General features: G+C 66.1%; 20 protein-coding genes. 13 read left to right on the top strand and 7 right to left on the bottom strand.

Annotated features, from left to right (window positions below; genetic code table 11):
* The first annotated feature begins 84 nt into the window (after positions 1-84).
* From ACLBWL_RS01245 to ACLBWL_RS01205, 9 genes are all read left to right on the top strand, one after another.
* Positions 85-897 carry a shikimate dehydrogenase family protein gene (locus tag ACLBWL_RS01245; RefSeq protein ID WP_447789516.1) on the top strand — a complete coding sequence of 271 codons (813 nt, stop codon included), beginning with the start codon at positions 85-87 and terminating at the stop codon, positions 895-897.
* Positions 894-1,469 carry a dephospho-CoA kinase gene (gene coaE / locus ACLBWL_RS01240; protein ID WP_447789514.1) on the top strand — a complete coding sequence of 192 codons (576 nt, stop codon included), beginning with the start codon at positions 894-896 and terminating at the stop codon, positions 1,467-1,469. Before ACLBWL_RS01245 ends, coaE begins: the two co-directional genes overlap by 4 nt.
* A gap of 15 nt (positions 1,470-1,484) precedes the next feature.
* Positions 1,485-2,177 (top strand): DNA polymerase III subunit epsilon, encoded by a 693-nt coding sequence (gene dnaQ, locus ACLBWL_RS01235; RefSeq protein ID WP_447789512.1) that lies wholly within the window; start codon positions 1,485-1,487, stop codon positions 2,175-2,177.
* 61 nt (positions 2,178-2,238) lie between these two features.
* Complete coding sequence (gene hpf / locus ACLBWL_RS01230) at positions 2,239-2,856, top strand: ribosome hibernation-promoting factor, HPF/YfiA family (RefSeq protein WP_447789510.1); 618 nt, start codon at positions 2,239-2,241, stop codon at positions 2,854-2,856.
* Positions 2,857-2,957: 101 nt separating this feature from the next.
* On the top strand, positions 2,958-3,425 hold the full coding sequence (locus ACLBWL_RS01225) for a PTS sugar transporter subunit IIA (protein WP_447789508.1): 468 nt from the start codon (positions 2,958-2,960) through the stop codon (positions 3,423-3,425).
* A complete protein-coding gene (locus ACLBWL_RS01220) occupies positions 3,415-3,882 on the top strand; it encodes a PaaI family thioesterase (RefSeq protein ID WP_447789506.1) in 468 nt (155 codons plus the stop codon). The genes ACLBWL_RS01225 and ACLBWL_RS01220 overlap by 11 nt, the downstream gene beginning before the upstream one ends.
* On the top strand, positions 3,879-4,205 hold the full coding sequence (locus ACLBWL_RS01215; RefSeq protein ID WP_447789504.1) for a DUF1491 family protein: 327 nt from the start codon (positions 3,879-3,881) through the stop codon (positions 4,203-4,205). The genes ACLBWL_RS01220 and ACLBWL_RS01215 overlap by 4 nt, the downstream gene beginning before the upstream one ends.
* Positions 4,206-4,394: 189 nt before the next feature.
* A complete protein-coding gene (locus ACLBWL_RS01210) occupies positions 4,395-5,030 on the top strand; it encodes a cell wall hydrolase (RefSeq protein ID WP_447789502.1) in 636 nt (211 codons plus the stop codon).
* A 218-nt stretch (positions 5,031-5,248) separates the two neighbouring features.
* A complete protein-coding gene (locus ACLBWL_RS01205; protein WP_447789500.1) occupies positions 5,249-5,758 on the top strand; it encodes an MmcB family DNA repair protein in 510 nt (169 codons plus the stop codon).
* Positions 5,759-5,901: 143 nt separating this feature from the next.
* Here ACLBWL_RS01205 and ACLBWL_RS01200 read toward each other — a convergent pair whose 3' ends face one another.
* On the bottom strand, positions 5,902-6,510 hold the full coding sequence (locus tag ACLBWL_RS01200; protein WP_447789498.1) for an ankyrin repeat domain-containing protein: 609 nt from the start codon (positions 6,508-6,510) through the stop codon (positions 5,902-5,904).
* Between the two features lie 79 nt (positions 6,511-6,589).
* Between ACLBWL_RS01200 and ACLBWL_RS01195 the strand changes: the two genes are divergently transcribed.
* From ACLBWL_RS01195 to ACLBWL_RS01185, 3 genes are read left to right on the top strand one after another with little or no spacing between them, the layout of a single operon-like run.
* The gene (locus ACLBWL_RS01195; protein WP_447791931.1) at positions 6,590-7,183 is read left to right on the top strand and encodes an SCO family protein; all 594 of its coding nucleotides are present in this window, start codon (positions 6,590-6,592) and stop codon (positions 7,181-7,183) included.
* Complete coding sequence (locus tag ACLBWL_RS01190) at positions 7,180-7,614, top strand: YcgN family cysteine cluster protein (protein ID WP_447789496.1); 435 nt, start codon at positions 7,180-7,182, stop codon at positions 7,612-7,614. The genes ACLBWL_RS01195 and ACLBWL_RS01190 overlap by 4 nt, the downstream gene beginning before the upstream one ends.
* A 15-nt stretch (positions 7,615-7,629) precedes the next feature.
* Positions 7,630-8,304, top strand: a complete 675-nt coding sequence (locus ACLBWL_RS01185; protein ID WP_447789494.1) for a M48 family metallopeptidase — start codon at positions 7,630-7,632, stop codon at positions 8,302-8,304.
* Here ACLBWL_RS01185 and ACLBWL_RS01180 read toward each other — a convergent pair.
* The 6 genes from ACLBWL_RS01180 to ACLBWL_RS01155 all read right to left on the bottom strand — a co-directional run bounded on the left by ACLBWL_RS01180 (position 8,280) and on the right by ACLBWL_RS01155 (position 14,176).
* Positions 8,280-10,496 (bottom strand): PBP1A family penicillin-binding protein, encoded by a 2,217-nt coding sequence (locus ACLBWL_RS01180; RefSeq protein WP_447789492.1) that lies wholly within the window; start codon positions 10,494-10,496, stop codon positions 8,280-8,282. The two genes, ACLBWL_RS01185 and ACLBWL_RS01180, sit on opposite strands and share 25 nt — an antisense overlap.
* A 45-nt stretch (positions 10,497-10,541) precedes the next feature.
* Positions 10,542-10,952, bottom strand: a complete 411-nt coding sequence (gene msrB, locus ACLBWL_RS01175; RefSeq protein ID WP_447789490.1) for a peptide-methionine (R)-S-oxide reductase MsrB — start codon at positions 10,950-10,952, stop codon at positions 10,542-10,544.
* Positions 10,953-10,993: 41 nt separating this feature from the next.
* Complete coding sequence (locus ACLBWL_RS01170) at positions 10,994-12,082, bottom strand: NAD(P)/FAD-dependent oxidoreductase (RefSeq protein ID WP_447789488.1); 1,089 nt, start codon at positions 12,080-12,082, stop codon at positions 10,994-10,996.
* The gene (locus tag ACLBWL_RS01165; protein ID WP_447789486.1) at positions 12,061-12,750 is read right to left on the bottom strand and encodes a methyltransferase domain-containing protein; all 690 of its coding nucleotides are present in this window, start codon (positions 12,748-12,750) and stop codon (positions 12,061-12,063) included. The genes ACLBWL_RS01170 and ACLBWL_RS01165 overlap by 22 nt, the downstream gene beginning before the upstream one ends.
* Positions 12,747-13,823, bottom strand: coding sequence for a type III polyketide synthase (locus ACLBWL_RS01160; protein ID WP_447789484.1), 1,077 nt, complete (start codon positions 13,821-13,823; stop codon positions 12,747-12,749). The genes ACLBWL_RS01165 and ACLBWL_RS01160 overlap by 4 nt, the downstream gene beginning before the upstream one ends.
* Before the next feature lie 179 nt (positions 13,824-14,002).
* Positions 14,003-14,176, bottom strand: coding sequence for a hypothetical protein (locus tag ACLBWL_RS01155; RefSeq protein ID WP_447789482.1), 174 nt, complete (start codon positions 14,174-14,176; stop codon positions 14,003-14,005).
* A 384-nt stretch (positions 14,177-14,560) separates the two neighbouring features.
* Between ACLBWL_RS01155 and ACLBWL_RS01150 the strand changes: the two genes are divergently transcribed.
* On the top strand, positions 14,561-15,022 hold the full coding sequence (locus tag ACLBWL_RS01150; protein ID WP_447789480.1) for a hypothetical protein: 462 nt from the start codon (positions 14,561-14,563) through the stop codon (positions 15,020-15,022).
* Positions 15,023-15,114: the final 92 nt, after the last annotated feature.

Here is a 15,114-nt window from a genome sequence, read left to right as displayed (position 1 = left end):
CAGCTTCTGTTGGGATGACGGGGAGCGCGTGGTGTGCCTATTTATGCGAATGCAACGACCAAACCGAGTTCACCGGAGCCTTTCATGACCCGTCCTTACGCAGAAGTGATCGGCGACCCGATCGCGCAGTCGAAATCGCCGTTGATCCATGGCTTCTGGCTCGACGCGCTCGGGATCGATGCCGAGTATCGCCACAAGCATGTCACCGCCGACGCGCTCCCCGGCTATTTCGCCGAGCGCAAGGCCGACCCCGCCTGGCGCGGGTGCAACATCACGATGCCGCACAAGCTCGCCGCGCTCGATCATGTTTCCGACCCTGGCAACGTCCGCGGGACGATCGGGGCGATCAACACCGTGTTCCGCAACCAGGCAGGCGATTGCATCGGGACCAACACCGATGCCGCGGGATTCTGGGCGCCGATCGACGACTTCGACATTGCCGCCCAGCCCGTCACGGTGATCGGCGCCGGCGGTGCTGCGCGCGCGATCCTGTTCGCACTGTCGCGGATGGACGTCGGTCCGGTGACGATCCTCAATCGCAATCCGCTGAAGGGTGCGGCGTTGCTCTCGACGTTCGGCCTGAAGGGTCAGGCGCTGCCGATCGGTCCCGCCGCCCCGCCCTCGCGGCTGCTCGTCAACGCCAGCGTGCTCGGGATGGCGGGTCAGCCGCCGCTCGACATCGACCTCGGTGCGCTCGAGGCCGACTCGCTGGTGTACGACATCGTCTATGCGCCGCTCGAGACGGGTTTGCTCAAGGCGGCGCGTGCGCGTGACTTGGAGACGGTCGATGGGCTCGAGATGTTGATCGGCCAGGCGGCGGTCGCGTTCGAGATATTGTTCCACGTGGAACCACCGCGCGATCGCGACGAGGATCTCCGGACATTGCTGATCAAATGATCATCGGGCTGACCGGCTCGATCGGCATGGGCAAATCCGCCGTCGCCGCGATGTTCGCCGACGAAGGCGTCCCTGTGTTCGACGCCGACGCGACCGTCCACCGGTTGCAGGGCGTCGGCGGTCGACTCGTTGCCGCGATCGAAGCGGCGTTTCCGGAAACGACCGCAGACGGCGTGGTCGATCGTGCGAAGTTGGGCGCGGCGATATTCGGCGACGATGCGGCGATCAAGCGACTCGAGGCGATCGTCCACCCCGCCGTTGGCGAAGAGCGCGCCGCCTTCCTCGCCGAGCATGCCGGCAAGCTCGTGGTGTTCGATGTGCCGCTGCTGTTCGAGACCGGCGGCGACCGCAACGTCGACGTGATCGTCGTCGTCTCCGCCGCCCCCGACGTGCAGTGCGCCCGCGTGCTCGCCCGCTCCGGCATGACCGCCGACAGGTTCGCGACGATCCTCGCGCGCCAGACCCCCGACGCCGAAAAGCGCGCGCGCGCTGATCATGTGATCCTCACCGACACGAGCTTCGAGCAAACCCGCGCGCAAGTCCGGGCGGTGCTTGCGCGATACCAAAACTGAGCCGATACCATAGTCATGCGCGAGATCGTCTTCGACACCGAAACCACCGGCCTCAGTTTTTCGGGCGGGGACCGCATGGTCGAAATCGGTTGCGTCGAGATGGTCAACCGGGTCGAGACCGGCCGCACCTTCCACGCCTATTATCATCCCGAACGCGACATGCCGGTCGAGGCGTTCAACGTCCACGGGCTGAGCGCGCAGTTCCTGTCCGATAAGCCGAAGTTCGCCCACGCGGTCGACGACCTGCTGGAATTCGTCGGCGATGCGCCGATGATCGCGCATAATGCCGGCTTCGATTTCTCGTTCCTCAACGGCGAGCTGACCAAGTGCGGCCGCCAGATCATCCACATGAACCGGATGATCGACACGCTGCAGATCGCGCGCAGCCGCCATCCCGGCGCCAAGCATTCGCTCGATGCGCTGTGCTCGCGGTTCGGAATCGATCGCAGCCACCGCGTCCTGCACGGCGCGCTACTCGATGCGCAGCTGTTGGCGCAGGTGTATGTCGAGCTGATGGGTGGTCGCCAGATCGGCCTCGGCCTGCTCGGCGATACCGGCGGCACTGTCGCGACTCCGATCGTCGCACCGGCGCCTCGGGTCGTTCGCCCCCCCCGTGTTTTCGTGGTGAGCGAGGGAGACCTTGCGGCGCATGCGGCGTTTATGAAGGGGATCAAGGATCCGATTTGGGGGGCCGTGGCGTCCGGATGACGCTGGCAGGGTGGAGCCAACAGGACCGCCCGAACTACGTAACGCCGACAAGGAGACGATAATGGATATCCGGATTTCTGGTCATCAGGTTGACACTGGCGAAGCTCTCAACAGCCACGTGGAAGACCGACTCCAGGGTATCGCCGACAAGTATTTCTCGCGCGCCATCTCGGCCGAGGTCACGTTCGGCAAGGGGCCGCACGATGCCGGCTTCAAATGCGATATCGTCGCGCACGTGATGAAGGGCCTTGTGCTCAAGGGCCATTCGGACGCCTATGACGCACGCGCCGCCTTCGATGGCGCAGCCGCGAAGATCGAAACCCAGCTCCGCCGCTACATGCGCCGCCTGAAGGATCGCCACGCGGGCGAAGCGGTCGCGATGGCCGAGAGCAACGGCTATGATAGCTCGGCGACAAATGCCGGCTACACGCTGTTTCAGGAGAGCGTCGGGGAGGAGGACGTCGCCGACGCACCGCTGATCATCGCCGAGACGCGCGTCGACATCCCCGAGGCCAGCGTGTCCGACGCGGTGATGATGCTCGATCTGCGCAACACCGCCGCGCTGCTGTTCAAGAATGCGGGTACCGGCGCGCACAACATGGTCTACAAGCGGGGCGACGGCACGATCGGTTGGGTCGAGCCGCAGCGCGCGGCTGCCCCCGCCTCCCCTTCGCAGTAAGAAGGGTTCATAACGGCGTTCGTCTCTCGGCAGCGCCTTTACGCCTCCGTGCAAGCCGCTAAGGCGGTCGCGCGCGGGGGCGCCTCGAGACAATGAACAGCATGACCGACTTCAGCGATATGCTGCGTCCTGACGCAGTGCAGACCGGCGTGATCGCCACCAACAAGAAGGCGGTGTTCCACCATATCGCGACAATCGCGGCCGACATCGTCGACGCGGATGCCAAGCTGATCGCAGAACGATTGGGCGCGCGGGAAAAGCTCGGCTCGACCGGGTTCGGCGGCGGCGTGGCTATCCCGCACGCCAAGCTCGACGGTCTGACCCAGGTCACCGGCGTGTTCGTGCGGTTGGCACAGGCGGTCGATTTCCAAGCGGTCGACGATCTGCCGGTCGATCTGGTCTTCATGCTGCTGTCCCCCACCGATGCCGGCGCCGTCCATCTGAAGGCACTCGCCCGCGTCTCGCGGCGATTGCGCGACAAGGCGTTCCTCGAGAAGCTGCGCGGCGCCGGCTCGCCGGACGCGCTCTACGCGCTGTTCACCGCCGACGAGGTGCGCGATGCAGCCTGAGCCCGAAACCGCGGGCGCCGTGGCGCATTTTCGTGCGCTGGAATCGCTATACGCCCAGGCGCCGATCAACCGGTTCTTCGAATCCTCGCTCGAAATCCCCGAAGCCGGCGTTGCGCGGATCCATTTCACGATCGACGAACGGCATTATCATGCGGGCGGCGCGGCGCATGGCACGAGCTATTTCAAGATGCTCGACGATGCGGCGTTCTATGCGTCGAACAGCCTCGTCACCGATCGTTTCCTGCTGACCACCGCGTTCAACCTGTTGCTCACGCGGCCATTGAAGGTCGGCCCGGTGATCGCCGAGGGACGCTGGATCAGCGGCAAGCGGCGCGTGTTCGTCGCGGATGCGCGACTGATCGATGCCGATGGCGAGGAAGCGGCGCGCGGCACCGGCACGTTCATGCGCTCGCGGATCGCGCTCGCCGGCCTGCCCGGATATCGCGCGCCGGCATGAGCGGTCGGCTGCCCAGCGGCGTACTCGTCAGCGCGCTCCTGCGCCGCGTCAACGATGCTGGCGGCTTTGGCGCAGTGATGGCGAAAGGCGATGCGCAGGGCGGCGCGATCCTGGTCATCGCGCTCGACAAGAGCGCTCCTGCCCGGCTGCTCGAACGCGGAATCGGACCCGATGGACGGACGGCATTGATCGACTCGACTCCGGCCGAAGACCTTGACGGCTATTGGCAGCGCAGGCGTGCAAGCGACCCGGATCTATGGGTAATCGAGGTGGACATCGCAGCGGCGGAACGGTTCGCCGCTGAAACGATCCTCGACGATTGACTCGAAAGCCCCCCCAATAGAGGGGAATTGCAACATTGATTGGCGTTGTGCTGGGACGGGTGCGATCCGGATCGGTTACGCAGTCGGGGGGATGCCTGGACGATCGGCTTGTACGATCGACTCCACGGTCCAACCGCACTTGAATAAGCTTGAATGACGATTCTGCAGCGGGCCGCAACGATCGCAGCCATGACCTTCTCTCTCGCCGGCCTACTCGGCAACAGCGCACCCGGTCATGCCACCGGTCTCGATAAGCCCGCGGTCAATCTTACCGCTCTCGCCAATCTAAACGCCCTCTCCCCGCAGAATGTTCCGCAGATCGCTCCAGCCGCAACGACCGTTGCTCCTGTCGAGCCCGCCAGCGAGAACCGCGCCGAGGACGGTGCGCAGAATACCGCATCAGCCGAAGCCGCAGAATTCGATACGCTCGCCCAGGCCGTTGCCGCGCAGGATAGCGCCGCCGCCAGCGAAGCGCTCCAGTGTCTCGCCGGTGCGATCTATTTCGAGTCCAAGGGCGAGCCGCTCGCCGGCCAGCTCGCCGTCGCCGAAGTCATCATCAATCGCGCCAAGTCGGGTCGTTTCCCGTCGGACGTCTGCGATGTCGTCAAGCAGCGCGGCCAGTTCAGCTTCGTCCGTGGTGGCCAGATCCCGACCATCACCAACGGTGCGTCGTATCGCACCGCGATCGCAGTCGCCAAGGTCGCCCTTGCCAGCGCCTGGAACAGTCCCGCCGAGAAGGCGCTGTATTTCAACACGCCCGACCGTCGCCCTTCGGTCCGCGCGGTCAAGGTCGCTTCGATCGGCAACCACGTCTTCTATCGCTGAGCTTTAGTGGCCGTTCCCGCGCTGAACGCCGCCCCTCGCCTCCCCACACCCGTTCGCCCTGAGCGAAGTCGAAGGGTGTGCCCCGAACGCTGGTGCTTCGACTTCGCTCAGCACGAACGGGAAGAGGGACGGCGATTTGGCTAGACGTTTTCCCTGAGATCCCAACCACAATCCGTGAATGAGCTTGCCTCGTTCGCGGATTGTTCTATTTCCAGAGCATGCTCGACATGCCGCCGGACTCCTGTATCGACGAACCGGGATCACCCGCCACGCCCTCGGTCTGCGCCGCCGACGTGGCGCGCGGCGTGATCCGGATGCTGCTGCGTCACGACCTCACCGCGATGACCGAAGTGCCGCTCGACGGCGGCCGCAGGGCCGACCTGATGGCGGTCGATGCGCGCGGACAGATCGTCATCGTCGAGATCAAGGTGTCGCGTGCCGATCTGCTCGGTGACGGGAAATGGCCGGATTATCTCGGCCATTGCGACCGCTATTTCTGGGCGGTGCCGGCAGGGTTCGATGTCGGGCCGCTGCACGGGCCTGCGTTCCTGCCCGAGCGCACCGGGATCATCGTCGCCGACCGCTACGACGCGGCGATCGTCCGCGAGGCGCATACCACCCCCCTGCCCGCGCATATCCGCAAACGCGGGACGCTCGCGTTCGCCCGGCGTGCGGCGCGGCGGCTGATCGCGCAGATGGATCCGGACGCGGACGGGTTGGCGTTCTAAGTCCGTCATCCTGACGAAAATCAGGATCCAGAGTAACAGAGCGCTATCCTTCATGGCCCTGGATCCTGACTTTCGTCAGGATGACGGGGTGGGGGCCAAAAGCGCTTTTACGAAGTAGATCGATGGAGGCCCTGGGGAAAAGGCTAGAACTTCGGGCCCGACACCGCCTTTTTCACCTTCTTCGGCGCGTCTTCCAACAGCTTGCTTACGATCGGGTTGCGCCCATCCTGCTTGGCATAGGCGCGCGCCGACATCCCGGCGATGATATCCGCCTGGTCCGGATCGGCGCCCTCGGTCAGCAAAACCCGGATCATCGCCACGTCACGCCGCTGCACCGCACGGATCAGCGGCGTTTCGCCCGCGGAGTTGGCGAGATTCGGGTTCGCCCCCGCCGCGGTCAGGATCGGGATCATCCCAGTCTGCCCGAGCGTCACCGCGAGCAGCAGCGGCGTATTGCCCTTGCCGTCGCGCAGATTGGCGTCCGCGCCCTTCTGGAGCAGGAACCGCAGATACACCTCATCGCCACGCTTGATGACGATATGGAGCGCGCCCTCCCCGCTCGTCACGTCGCGCGTGTTGATGATGTTGCTGCCGGGCTTGCCGAGCATCTCGAGCACGTCGTTGTTCTTCGCGTCGCGCACGGCGGACAGGAACTTGTACCCCTCCGACTGACCCTGCGCGAACGCGGGCGCCGCGATGCAGGCCAGCGCAGGCGTCAGGAGGGTGGTGGCGAGGATCAGGCGAATACGCATCGAGACACTTCCTTGGTTCGTCCTGGATATGGGGCAACGCTTGCGCCGCAGTAGCGAACAGATCAAGGCTGGCGACATCATGACCATGCGTTTCCTCCTCTGCGCCCTCGCCCTGCCCGTCTCGGCGCTGGCGGCGTGCACCGCGTCCCAGCCCGCTGCCAAGCCACCGCTGGAAGGTGCCCGGATCGGCGGCGCCTTCACCTTGACCGACCAAAACGGACAGACCGTCACCGAGCGCAGTTTTGCCGGCAAATACCGGATCATGTATTTCGGCTACACCTTCTGTCCCGATGTGTGTCCGACGGATGTCCAGGCGATCGGCGCCGCGGTGAAAAAGCTCGAGTCGAGCGACCCTTCGCTCGCTGCCAAGATCGTGCCGGTTTTCGTGACGGTGGATCCGGCGCGCGATACGCCCGCGGTGCTCAAGCAGTTCGTCTCCGCGTTCCACCCGCGGATGGTCGGGCTGACCGGCAGCGACGACCAGATCGCGCGGATCAAGACCGAATATGCGGTGTATTCGAGCAAGGGCGACGCCTCGCCGGGTGGCGGCTATCTCGTAAATCACTCTCGCCAAGCCTATCTGATGGACCCGGACGGCAAGCCGATCGCTTTGCTGCCGCAGGAACAAGGGCCCGACGCGGTGGTGACGGAAATCGAGCGCTGGGTGCGATGAGCGCGCGCTTCTGGGAAGATACGCCGATCGAGCAACTCGATCGCGGCCAGTGGGAGGCGTTGTGCGACGGCTGCGGCAAATGCTGCATCCACAAGCTCGAGGACGAGGACACCGGCGAGCTGGTACCGACCAACGTCTCGTGCCGGCTGCTCGACCGGCGCAGCGGGCAATGCTCGGACTACCGCCACCGCCATGCCTATGTCCCCGAGTGCGTGCGGCTGACGACCGGCAACGTCCGCGGGATCGACTGGCTGCCGTCGACCTGCGCCTACCGCTTGCGCGCGGCCGGCGAGCAATTGCCAGACTGGCATTACCTGGTCTGCGGCGACCGCGAGGCGGTCCACCGCGCCAAGCAATCGGTGCGCGGCTGGACGATCAGCGAGGACGAGGCGGGAGACCTCGAATACCACGTGATCGAGCGGGAACTGTGACGCGGTGATAGCCCGGTGATCGAAGGCCTGGAGATCGTTCGTCACCCGCGTGCGCGCCGCGCGCGCCTGACGGTCGATCCTGCGAGTGGCCGGGCGCGGCTCGTCCTGCCCAAACGCGCCGCGCTGAAGCAGGCGCTGGCCTGGGCCGAGGACAAGGCCGGCTGGATCGCCGAACAGCGCGCGTTGCTCCCCCAGCCCCGCCCGTTCGTTCCCGGCGCCGTCCTGACCGTCGCCGACGAGCCGCTGACGATCGACTGGACGCCCGGGAGCCGCCGTACCGTGCTCCGCGAAGGTGCTATGCTATCGTTGTCGGGCCCGCAGGAAACCATTCCCCGCCGCGTCGAAGCCTGGCTGAAACGCACCGCGCTCGCCGTGCTGGAAGCCGAAACCGCCGAATACGCCGCCAAGGCTAAGGTCAGCGTCGCGCAGGTCGCAGTCGGCGATGCAAAGGGCCGCTGGGGGAGTTGCGCGTCGAGCGGTGTCATCCGCTACAGCTGGCGACTGATCCTCGCGCCAAGCTGGGTCCGCCGCGCCACCGTCGCGCACGAGGTCGCGCACCGCGTCCACATGAACCACGCACCGGTCTTCCACGCGCTCGTCGAACAGCTCTACGGCGAAGACCCGACCCCGGCGCGCGTCTGGTTGCGCACGCACGGGGCGGAGCTTCACTGGTTCGGGCGCTCTTCTTGACTGCGATCGCTCTGATAGCGGTCGGTCTGAACCCGATCGCGCGGCACGTCGCGCGTTAGCGGCTGCCGTCCGGCCGGCTGCTCCTGGCGTTGTTGGTCGCGTGACTGATCCCGGGGCTGGTCCCGTCCGGTAACCCGGTTGATCCAGTCCTGATTCATCTGCTGCGGCGGTGCCGCCGGCGCGGCCGGCGTCGCCTCGGGCTGATCCGCATCGGGCCGCGGGATCGTATCGCCGGTCTGCGCATCGGTCGGCACCGGCGGCGCGCCCTGCTCGATCGGATTGCCGTTCTCGTCCACCGCCATCTGGCCGTTGTCGGGCTGACCGAAATAGCTCTGCTCGTCGGGCTCGAGCTGCCATTCGGGCAACGTCACCTGCGTATCGAACTGCTCGATCGGACGGTTCGCGGTCGCGGGCTTCATGAACGCCGCCCAGGCCTTCGCCGGTGCGGTGCCGCCGTGCAGCCCGGCGATCGGCTTGGCGTCGTCGCGACCCATCCACACGCCCGTCGTGATGCCGCTGGAGAAGCCCAGGAACCAGCCATCCTTCGACGCGGTGGTGGTGCCGGTCTTGCCCGCGACCGGACGGCCGATCTGCGCGGCGCGCCCGGTGCCGGTGTTGACCGCGGTCTGCAACAGGTCGGTCATCTCGGCAGCGACATAGGGCGCGACCAGCACATGGCTGCGGTCGACCTCGTGCGTGTAGATCGTCTGGCCGTTCGCGGTGACGCGGGTGATCCCGTACGGGGTCACCGCCACACCCTTGTTGGCGACGCTCGCGAAGGCGCGCGTCATGTCGATCACGCGAACCTCGGAGCTGCCCAGCACCATCGACGGATGCACGTTGACCGGCGTGGTGATGCCGAACCGCCGCGCCATGTCCGCGACCGTATTGAAGCCGACCTCCTGCCCCAGCTTGGCCGCAACGGTGTTGACCGAATAGGCGAACGCCGTCCGCAGCGAGATCGCGCCGGAATTGCGGCGCGAGTCGTTGCGCGGACTCCAGCCCTGGATCGTCACCGGCTCGTCGACGATAGAATCCTCGGGCTTGTGACCGGCCTCGAGCGCGGCGAGGTACACGAACAGCTTGAACGCCGAGCCCGGCTGGCGGACCGCCTGCGTCGCGCGGTTGTAGATCGACGACACGTAATCCTTGCCGCCGACCATCGCGCGGACCTCGCCGCCACGATCGAGCGCCACCAGTGCGCCCTGCGATCCCGCGGGTACGTTGGCCCGGATCGCGGCATCGGCCTCGCGCTGCATCGTCAGGTCGAGCGTGGTCCAGACTTCGAGCGGTTCGGTCGTCTCGTCGATCAGCGTATCGAGTTGCGGCAAGGCCCAGTCGGTGAAGTAGCGGACGCTGTTCTGCTTCGGCTCGGGCGCGAGTTTAAGCCCGGAGACATCGGCATCGGCCGCCTGTTCCGCGGTGATTGCGCCGGTTTCGCGCATCGTCTCCAGCACCACGCCCGCGCGCCCGACCGCGGCCTGGGCGTCGGCGGTCGGCGAATAGTTGGACGGCGCCTTGACGAGGCCGGCGATGACGGCGGCTTCGGCGAGGCTCAGATGATCCGCGCCGTGGCCGAAGAATTTTCGGCTCGCGGCGTCGATCCCGTAGGCGCCGCCGCCATAATAGACCTTGTTCAGATACAGCTCGAGGATCTGGTCCTTGCTGAACTTCCATTCGAGCGCGAACGCGAGGATACCTTCGCGGAATTTCCGCCCGAACTTCTTCTGGTTGTTGAGGAAGACCGTGCGCGCGAGCTGCTGCGTGATCGTCGAGCCGCCCTGCGTCCAGTGGCCGCGGTCGAACCGCACCTTCACCGAGCGCGCGACGCCGATCGGATCGATGCCGATATGCGAGCGGAACCGGCGATCCTCGACCGAGACGGTCGCGTCGCGCATGACTTGGGGAATCTGGTTGTATGGCAGCCATTCGCCGAAGCTCGGCCCCATCGACACGATCACGGTGCCGTCGGCAGCGTGGACGCGGATCATCTGGCCGTTGGGCGACGACTTCAGGCTGTCGAAACTCGGCAACTGCGACATCGCGACATAGACCGCGATCGCCAGCGCACCTAGCGCGAGCACGCCGATCCCGATGCAGACCTTCAGGAAGACGACCAGCCGACGACGCCAGCGAGACGCCGGGGTAGACGGGGGCCGACGGGACGGTGAAGCAGAACGCGTACGGGCCATGTGATCGGCAGAATTACGCGTTCCGTCCGCGCCCTACAAGCAAGATCAGGCCGCGACGTTCGCTTTGCGCGGCCGGAACTCGAGCGACAGCGAGTTCATGCAATAGCGCTGGCCGGTCGGCGGTGGGCCGTCGGGGAAAACATGCCCCATATGGCTGTCGCAGCGCGCGCACCGCGTCTCGACGCGGGTCATACCGTGGCTGCGATCGGTGTGATCGGTAACCGCATCGGGTCCGATCGGCTGCGTGAAGCTGGGCCAGCCCGACCCGGAATCATATTTATCCGCGCTGTCGAACAGCTCGTTGCTGCACGCCGCGCATCGATAGACGCCATCGGCCTTGTTGTCGTTGAGCGCGCCGGCGAACGCGCGCTCGGTGCCCGCCTCGCGCAGCACGTGATATTGCTCGGGGGTGAGGCGCTGGCGCCATTCGGCTTCGGAGAGGTTCAGCTGGTCCATGGACTTGAATTTCGTGTCGACGGGCCGGAATTCAAGATGGTTCAGACGTGACCGATGCGCGTGGCATGGGCGAGCATTTGAATCATCGCCGGGCGGACCAGCGGCAACAGCCACCCTGCCCGCTCGCTCTCGGCGACGCGGCGGACGATCCCGGCGATGCCGATCGGTCGAGCGAGCCGCCGCGCGAAATCCTCCTGCCATGTCGACGCGGCGGGCGCGCCTCCGCGAACATAGGCGTCGGCGGCGGCAACCCCGCTGGCGAGCGCGATCCCCATGCCTTCGCCGGCAAGCGACGGGATCACGCCGGCCTGATCGCCGAGCCGGAACATCGCCTCGACGCCGGTGCGCTGGCGCCAGCCATAGGGGACGTTGGCGATCGCATCGATCACCGCGTCGGGCGCGATCCGCGCGACCCATTCGCCGAGCGCGGGCATTTCGCGACCGAGCGCGTCGAGCAACTGTGCGGGCGATCCCGCCGCCTGGAGCCGGGAGCGATGCACCGCGAGGCACAGATTGGCGGTGCCATCCTCCTGCATCGCCAGTCCGGCATAGCCACGATCGAACAGGTGAAGTTCGATACCGCCGGCCAGCGCATCGCGAAGCGTGGGCGAAGGGATGATTCGCACGCGCAGACCGAGCGTCGGATCGGTGCCGCGCGCGTCCTCGGGCCGCGCGGTGCCGCGAATATCGTGCTTGCCGCTCGCCAGGAACAGCGCATCGGCCGCGATCGACGCGCCATCGGCAGTGCGGACCGTCCGGTCGTCGATCTCGCGCCCGCTGACCCCGCGCTCGATCGGCGTGCCGAGCCTTGCCGCCTGGGCGAGCAGTACCGTGTCGAGCCGATGCCGCGAAACCGACACCGCCGGACGGGGCAGGACGGCATCGACGCGGCGTGTTCCGGCGAAAATGCGGGCGCGCGTCACGCGCTCCGGGTTGAGCCGATCGGGATCGATGCCGAGACCGGCGAGCGTTTCCAGCGTGCGCCAGCTCAGGAACCCGCCGCAGATCGCGTCGCCCGTCTCGCGCGATCGCTCGACGAGCAGATGCGGCAGGCCCGCGCGCGCGAGCTGAATCGCGGTCGCGGCCCCGGCGAGCCCGCCGCCGACGATCAGCGCAGGCGTTCGACGCATAACCGAAACGGAAAGACGCGGCGCACTTTCGCCTGGGTGATCCCGGCTTCGGCGAGGATCGGCGGCCACTCGTCGGGGCGATAGCTGCGCGCGATCGAGAGCGTGCCGTCATGCCGGACGATCCGGTGCCAGCGCGCGAGCGTGGCGAGGATCGGGAAGCCCCAATGCGCGAAGCGATGGCGGTGGAGGTCGTTGACGAACCACCCCGCGCTCGCATGCGCCTCCATGAACCGCAGGAAGGCGACCAGCTGGTCGTGCGTCATGTGATGCGCGACGAGACTGCTGACGATCACGTCCCAGGGCTCGTCGGCGAGATCGGCATAGTCGCCGGTGACGTAGCGAATATCGTCGGTGGCACCGCCATGCGCGCGCGCGGCCTGTTCGCTGCGCGGGTTGAGATCGACGCCGACCAGGTCCGCCTCGATGCCGTTCGCCTCGGCCCAGCGCGCGATCCGGCGCAGCATGTCGCCGTCGCCGAAGCCGACATCGAGCACCCGGACCCGTTTCCGCCCTTTGGTCGCCTGCGTAAGGAATTCGAGCGTGGGGCGGCGCGCCATCGTGACGGTGTTCACGGTCGCGAGATCGCCCACCACGTCGGCATAGGTCGCGGCGTCGAGATCGTCTGCGTCCATCAGCTCTTCGGCCTGGCTGCGCGTGGCGAGGCTCATGCCGCGCTCCGAAATCCGAAGCCCTCCGCTGCGAGACCGGGTCCGAACGCCAGCGCGACGCCGTGCGCGATCTTTGGCCCCGCCAGCAGGCGCTCGAACACGAACATCAGCGTCGCCGACGACATGTTGCCGTTCTCCGCCAACACCCGCCGCGACGCCTCGAGTGCTTCCGGTTTCAGCTGCATCGCATGCTCGACCGCATCGAGAATCGAGCGCCCGCCGGCATGCACCGCCCAGCCGTCGATCGTCTCGGGCGGCAGGCCGTCGCTGACGATCGTGCGGAACGCGGTGTCGGCCAGCGCGGTGGCGATCCGCGCCGGCACCTCGCCCGACAGATGCATCGCGAACCCGGCATCGGTGACGTCCCAGCGAATCAACGCCTCGGTGTCGGGCAGAGCGGCGGCGAACGGCGTGCCGAGTTCGATCCCGGTCGCGTCCGCCGTGACGAGCGCGGCCGCGGCCCCGTCGCCGAACTGGAGCATCGCCAGCAACGGCTCGATGTCGTTGGCCGGCTGGAGATGCAGCGTCGAAAGCTCGACCGTGACGACTAGGACGCGGGCCGTGGGCTCGGAGCGGACGATGTGGCGCGCGCTACGCAGCGCGACGACGGCCGCGTAGCAGCCCATGAAGCCGATCAGCAGCCGCTCGACGCTCGGCGACAGGCCTAGCCGGCGCGCGATGATCTGGTCGATGCCCGGCGCGACGAAGCCGGTGCAGCTCGCCACCACCAGATGCGTGATACCCTCGACGGCGATCTTCGCGCGCAACGCCTCGATCGCGCGGATCGCCAGGTCGGGCGCGTGCCGCGCGTACAGCGTCATGCGGGCGGCGGTGCCGGGATGCGGTTCGGCGGCGTAGAAGCCGGCTTCGTCGACCGGCGAGCCCCCGTCGGCGGTCGGTGGCAGCACCGACCAGCGATGCGCGATCCCCGACCGCGATGCCATTCGGTCGAACACCTTGGTCGATCGCGCATCGGTGCGATTGCGCGCCCAGGCGATGAACGCGGTGTGGATATCGTGATCGGGCACTGCGGTGCCGACGGCGTTCAGGAAGGCGGGAGAAGAAGCTGGCATGACAGCGGGCACGACGTCCTTTGGTTCGTGCAGGATGGCACGCGATTCGACCACTCAACGCACGGTCGGTGTTTATAGACGGTGCTGTCGACGATAATCCGCATGTGCTCCAGAGAGATACCGAGAAATACTTCGGTCGGATCGGCCGATCGGTCTTGCGTACGCGTCGGAAAGACGGGTCAGCGCGCGCGATCGGGTGTAGCGGCCGCGCCGACGCGGTCGTCGGCAAGACCGTATTTCTCCGCGAGCAGGGTCATCGCCCATTCGACATACGCGGCGACCGCATGATCCTCCGCGGCGTCGAGAGCCCGGCAGGCATCCTGCAACTGCGCGTATATGCTGGACGCATTCATGATCGAACTTCCGTTGCGAAAGGGCCTGACGCCACGACGAATGGCGAGGCCGGCTTGCGATAGCGGACAAATTCGTAATCCGCCATAACTGTATACTATCCACCGTTAGTGGCAGAGTTTCGAAACGGGACGATTAGAACCAAAACAAAACCAAAACGGATTGGTTGATGACAGTATAGATAGGTTCAAAATGAAGTAGATATAGCGTAACTTTTGTACGTATTTCACGGTCTGTTACCCATTTGCAAAGGATTCGGTTGAAATATTCCCGGGGAAGGAGACAATGGCTCTTCGTTCGACCTGTCCTGTCGTGGCGGTTCCGCGTCGCAGCAAGGGCAAGCCGGCAGATGTTGTCTCATCCTTGATGAACGACGGGAGTCTTTAGTGAAGAACGAGTCCGTAGTGGAACTGATCAAGGACCTCACTGCCAAACTGTCGGCCGTTGCGGAGGAATTCAACGGACGGGTCGCGCATGCGGCCGAACAGGCACCTGCGGACGACGACCCGAACGAAGCTGCGCTCGTCGACCATGCCCAGATGGTGTTGCAGGAACGACGGATGCGCCGCCAGTTCCTGCCGGGCGAACTGTTCCACGAGCCGGCCTGGGACATGATGCTGGCGCTGTTCGTCTCGCGCGACGAACGCCTGCCGATGAATATCAAGGCGCTGGTCAGCATGTCGGATGCACCGGTGACCACATCGCAGCGCTGGATCGAACATCTCCACAAGTTGAAGCTGATCGACCGCGTGATCGATCCCACCGATCGGCGGCGCGTCGAAATCTCGCTCAGTCACACCGGCGATCAGGCGATGAAAGCCTATTTGCGGGCGCTTAAACGCCGCTAGATCGGACCGTGGTTTCGCCGTTTAACAGCGCATTACCGCGCGGCGAGGGGGCGTTATCGGTCACGCTTGAAACACGCGATTCGAACCGGCGA

The sequence above is a fragment of the Sphingomonas sp. M1A8_2b genome, assembly GCF_053345535.1.
This window is presented reverse-complemented; position numbering and strand designations above follow the sequence as displayed.

What these genes read in the sequence shown, in the direction of transcription:
- ACLBWL_RS01245 (WP_447789516.1), top strand. Translation starts at nt 85, where the DNA reads ATGACCCGTCCTTACGCAGAAGTGATCGGCGACCCGATCGCGCAGTCG.
- coaE (WP_447789514.1), top strand. Translation starts at nt 894, where the DNA reads ATGATCATCGGGCTGACCGGCTCGATCGGCATGGGCAAATCCGCCGTC.
- dnaQ (WP_447789512.1), top strand. Translation starts at nt 1,485, where the DNA reads ATGCGCGAGATCGTCTTCGACACCGAAACCACCGGCCTCAGTTTTTCG.
- hpf (WP_447789510.1), top strand. Translation starts at nt 2,239, where the DNA reads ATGGATATCCGGATTTCTGGTCATCAGGTTGACACTGGCGAAGCTCTC.
- ACLBWL_RS01225 (WP_447789508.1), top strand. Translation starts at nt 2,958, where the DNA reads ATGACCGACTTCAGCGATATGCTGCGTCCTGACGCAGTGCAGACCGGC.
- ACLBWL_RS01220 (WP_447789506.1), top strand. Translation starts at nt 3,415, where the DNA reads ATGCAGCCTGAGCCCGAAACCGCGGGCGCCGTGGCGCATTTTCGTGCG.
- ACLBWL_RS01215 (WP_447789504.1), top strand. Translation starts at nt 3,879, where the DNA reads ATGAGCGGTCGGCTGCCCAGCGGCGTACTCGTCAGCGCGCTCCTGCGC.
- ACLBWL_RS01210 (WP_447789502.1), top strand. Translation starts at nt 4,395, where the DNA reads ATGACCTTCTCTCTCGCCGGCCTACTCGGCAACAGCGCACCCGGTCAT.
- ACLBWL_RS01205 (WP_447789500.1), top strand. Translation starts at nt 5,249, where the DNA reads ATGCTCGACATGCCGCCGGACTCCTGTATCGACGAACCGGGATCACCC.
- ACLBWL_RS01200 (WP_447789498.1), bottom strand. Translation starts at nt 6,510, where the DNA reads ATGCGTATTCGCCTGATCCTCGCCACCACCCTCCTGACGCCTGCGCTG.
- ACLBWL_RS01195 (WP_447791931.1), top strand. Translation starts at nt 6,590, where the DNA reads ATGACCATGCGTTTCCTCCTCTGCGCCCTCGCCCTGCCCGTCTCGGCG.
- ACLBWL_RS01190 (WP_447789496.1), top strand. Translation starts at nt 7,180, where the DNA reads ATGAGCGCGCGCTTCTGGGAAGATACGCCGATCGAGCAACTCGATCGC.
- ACLBWL_RS01180 (WP_447789492.1), bottom strand. Translation starts at nt 10,496, where the DNA reads ATGGCCCGTACGCGTTCTGCTTCACCGTCCCGTCGGCCCCCGTCTACC.
- msrB (WP_447789490.1), bottom strand. Translation starts at nt 10,952, where the DNA reads ATGGACCAGCTGAACCTCTCCGAAGCCGAATGGCGCCAGCGCCTCACC.
- ACLBWL_RS01170 (WP_447789488.1), bottom strand. Translation starts at nt 12,082, where the DNA reads ATGCGTCGAACGCCTGCGCTGATCGTCGGCGGCGGGCTCGCCGGGGCC.
- ACLBWL_RS01165 (WP_447789486.1), bottom strand. Translation starts at nt 12,750, where the DNA reads ATGAGCCTCGCCACGCGCAGCCAGGCCGAAGAGCTGATGGACGCAGAC.
- ACLBWL_RS01160 (WP_447789484.1), bottom strand. Translation starts at nt 13,823, where the DNA reads ATGCCAGCTTCTTCTCCCGCCTTCCTGAACGCCGTCGGCACCGCAGTG.
- ACLBWL_RS01155 (WP_447789482.1), bottom strand. Translation starts at nt 14,176, where the DNA reads ATGAATGCGTCCAGCATATACGCGCAGTTGCAGGATGCCTGCCGGGCT.